Source organism: Streptomyces sp. W16, from assembly GCF_033194735.1.
Lineage (GTDB): Bacteria > Actinomycetota > Actinomycetes > Streptomycetales > Streptomycetaceae > Streptomyces.
This window is the reverse complement of the sequence record NZ_JAWOAI010000788.1, coordinates 1-3,321: the sequence shown is the minus strand read 5'-3', so window position 1 is coordinate 3,321 and position 3,321 is coordinate 1. Positions and strand designations below refer to the sequence as shown.

The window sequence follows — 3,321 nt, the reverse complement described above, 5'->3', positions numbered from 1 at the left end:
GCCGTACGCGGCGACGGCCACCGCGGCTTCCGTCAGCGCCCCCTCGGTCCTGGCGTCGAGCACCAGGTCCCAGCCCCGCGCGGCCAGCGCCTCGGCGAGCGCCCGCCCCAGCCCCTTCGACGCCCCCGTGATGATCGCTACCGACATGACACACGTCCCCTCGTCCACTACGCCCCCGTCGGCGTGCCCCCAACGTAGGAACGGGACCACCCCCGCCGCGTCGGACGCGGGCCGCAGTCCACCGGGGCCCTTCGCCCTAGGCCTTCCGGACCAGACGACGGCCGTCACCAGCCCGATCCGCGTTGTCACACCCCGCCGGTACCGTGAGGACATGAGTCAAGGTCCACGGTCTGGCCTCGCGGCGGTGAGCTCCGCACTGCTGGCCATGAGCAGGCACCTGGAGGTGCGCGACGTCCTCAAGACGATCGTCGCCTCGGCCCGCGAGCTGCTCGACGCGCAGTACGCAGCGCTCGGCGTCCCCGACGACCACGGCGGCTTCGCCCAGTTCGTGGTCGACGGCGTCAGCGACGCCCAGTGGAAGGCCATCGGCCCGCTCCCGCGCCAGCACGGCATCCTCGCCGCGATGCTGCACGAGGCCAAGGCCGAGCGCCTCGCGGACGTGCGCAAGGACCCGCGCTTCGAGGGCTGGCCCGCGGCCCACCCCGACATGTCCGACTTCCTCGGCCTGCCCATCCGCGACGACGACGAGGTCATCGGCGCCCTGTTCCTCGCCAACAAGAACTGCCCCAAGAGGGACGGCAGTTGCGGCTTCACCGAGGAGGACGAGGAACTGCTCTCCATCCTCGCCCAGCACGCCGCCATCGCCCTCACCAACGCCCGCCTCTACGAGCGCAGCCGCGAGCTGACCATCGTCGAGGAGCGCTCCCGGCTCGCCCACGAACTGCACGACGCGGTCGCCCAGAAGCTGTTCTCCCTCCGCCTCACCGCACAGGCCGCCGCCACCCTCGTCGACCGCGACCCCTCCCGCGCCAAGGGCGAACTCCAGCAGGTCGCCGCGCTCGCCGCAGAGGCCGCCGACGAACTGCGCGCCGCAGTCGTCGAGTTGCGCCCCGCCGCCCTCGACGAGGACGGACTGAGCGCCACCCTGCGCACCCAGATCCAGGTCCTCGACCGCGCCCACACCGCACGCGTGACCTTCACCGGCCGAGGCTTCCGCGCCCTGCCCGCCGCCCAGGAGGAGGCCATGCTCCGCGTCGCCCAGGAGGCCCTGCACAACGCGCTGCGGCACTCCGGCGCGGACCATGTCGCCGTGACCCTGGAGCGAAGCGGCTGCGGCGCGGTCCTGCGGATCACCGACGACGGCCGCGGCTTCGAACCCCAGTCGATCCGCCGCGCGGGACGCCACCTCGGCCTGGTCTCCATGCGGGACCGGACCAACGGCGTCGGCGGCACGCTCACCGTGGAATCGGCGCCCGGAAAGGGCACCACGATCGAGATGGAGGTCCCCGGTGGCTGACCCAATCAAGGTGCTGATCGTCGACGACCACCAGGTCGTCCGCCGGGGCCTGCGCACCTTCCTGGAGGTGCAGGACGACATCGAGGTCGTCGGCGAGGCGGCCGACGGCGCCGAAGGGGTCGCCCGCACCGAGGAGTTGAAGCCCGACGTCGTCCTCATGGACGTCAAGATGCCGGGCATGGACGGCATCGAGGCGCTGCGCAAGCTCCGCGAACTCGATCACCCCGCGCGCGTGCTGATCGTCACCAGCTTCACCGAACAGCGCACGGTGATCCCGGCGTTGCGCGCGGGCGCCGCCGGTTACGTCTACAAGGACGTGGACCCGGACGCCCTGGCCGGCGCCATCCGCTCCGTCCACGCCGGCCACATCCTGCTCCAACCCGAGGTCGCGGGCGTCCTCTTGTCCCAGGAGGAGTCCAACTCGGGCCAGGGGAGAGGTGGTTCACTCACGGAAAGGGAGCGCGAGGTGCTCGGCCTCATCGCCGACGGCCGCTCCAACCGCGAGATAGCCCGCGCCCTGGTCCTCTCCGAGAAGACGGTCAAGACCCACGTCTCGAACATCCTGATGAAACTCGACCTGGCGGACCGCACCCAGGCCGCCCTGTTCGCCGTACGTCACGGTCTGACGAGGTGAGAAGGGATACGGCGGCAACACGGAGCGTCCCGTTCCGGACCGAGATTCATACCGTCGTGGGAATGTCCCCCGGATGGCGCATCCTTCGTGGATCTCCGCCGTTCTCCAGTGCGTGCCGCGGCGCCTGCCGCGGTGATCGCTAGGAGGGCTCAGAAGTGAAGAACCTGAAGAAGGCAGCGGCCGTGACGATGGTGGCCGGCGGGCTGGTCGCCGCCGGTGCCGGGCTGGCCTCCGCCGACGGCCTGGCGAACGGCCAGGCCGTCGGTTCGCCCGGCGTCGGCTCGGGCAACGTCGTCCAGGTCCCGGTGCACGTCCCGGTGAACGCGGTCGGCAACAGCGTCAACGTCATCGGCGTCCTGAACCCCGCATTCGGCAACCTGGGCGTCAACCACTGACGCACGTCGCTCCGCGACAGTGACCTCCGGCCTCCCGGGCGCTCCCGGGAGGCCGGTCTGCTCGTCACCTCGTCGGTTTGTCCCGCCAATGATCCGAACGGGCAGTCAAACGCGCATTTCCGTGCCGTTTTCGGTACCCCCCGCGTTGATCAGCGCACGACCCGCGGCCGGGTCGGTCACGCAATCGCAGGAGGAACGCTTCCCATGAACATCGCCAAGAAGGCCGCCGTGGCCCTCACCGTCGCCGGTATCGCCGCCGGCGCCTCCGCCGGTGCCGCTTTCGCCGACGCGGGTGCCGACGGCGCGGCCGTGAAGTCGCCGGGTGTCGGTTCGGGCAACGTCGTCCAGGTCCCGGTGCACGTCCCCGTCAACGTCGTCGGTGACAGCGTCAACGTCATCGGCCTGCTGAACCCCACGTTCGGCAACAAGGGCATCAACGACTGACGCCCACAGCACTGAAGAGGGGCCCCACGAGTCAACGACGACTCGCGGGGCCCTTCTTCTTGGAGCACAGGCCTGCAAAATCAGCCCGTCCGGCGTTTGAGGACGAGGCCCCTTCAGGGCCGAAGCGGGGGCCTGGGGGCGGCAGCCCCCAGAGACGCCCACACCAACACCGGGCAACCAGCGCAACGGAACATTCAGCGCACCCCCTTCTCCCGCTCCTCCACAACGGAGTTGTACGCCGCGACCTGCGCCCGCCGAGCCGTCCGCTCCACCGGCCGCAACGCCTCCGCCCGCACCGCCATCTCGGACGCGCTCACCGCACCCCCGTGCCCGCTCTCGGAGGCCAGGGACACCAGCAACCCCACCCGCTG

General features: G+C 70.9%; 5 protein-coding genes. 4 read left to right on the top strand and 1 reads right to left on the bottom strand.

Annotation, left to right across the window (positions count from 1 at the left end; genetic code table 11):
* On the bottom strand, window positions 1-147 hold a 147-nt coding region (locus R6V09_RS49265), incomplete at its 3' end, for an SDR family NAD(P)-dependent oxidoreductase (protein ID WP_317887954.1).
* Between the two features lie 184 nt (window positions 148-331).
* On the opposite strand from R6V09_RS49265, the gene R6V09_RS49260 reads away from it, so the two are divergent.
* From R6V09_RS49260 to R6V09_RS49245, 4 genes are all read left to right on the top strand, one after another.
* Complete coding sequence (locus tag R6V09_RS49260) at window positions 332-1,477, top strand: GAF domain-containing sensor histidine kinase (protein ID WP_317887953.1); 1,146 nt, start codon at window positions 332-334, stop codon at window positions 1,475-1,477.
* Window positions 1,470-2,111 carry a response regulator transcription factor gene (locus R6V09_RS49255; RefSeq protein ID WP_317887952.1) on the top strand — a complete coding sequence of 214 codons (642 nt, stop codon included), beginning with the start codon at window positions 1,470-1,472 and terminating at the stop codon, window positions 2,109-2,111. Before R6V09_RS49260 ends, R6V09_RS49255 begins: the two co-directional genes overlap by 8 nt.
* Before the next feature lie 155 nt (window positions 2,112-2,266).
* Entirely contained in the window at window positions 2,267-2,506 is a 240-nt protein-coding gene (locus tag R6V09_RS49250) for a chaplin (RefSeq protein WP_019067390.1), read from the top strand.
* 204 nt (window positions 2,507-2,710) lie between these two features.
* Entirely contained in the window at window positions 2,711-2,950 is a 240-nt protein-coding gene (locus tag R6V09_RS49245) for a chaplin family protein (RefSeq protein WP_317887951.1), read from the top strand.
* Window positions 2,951-3,321: the final 371 nt, after the last annotated feature.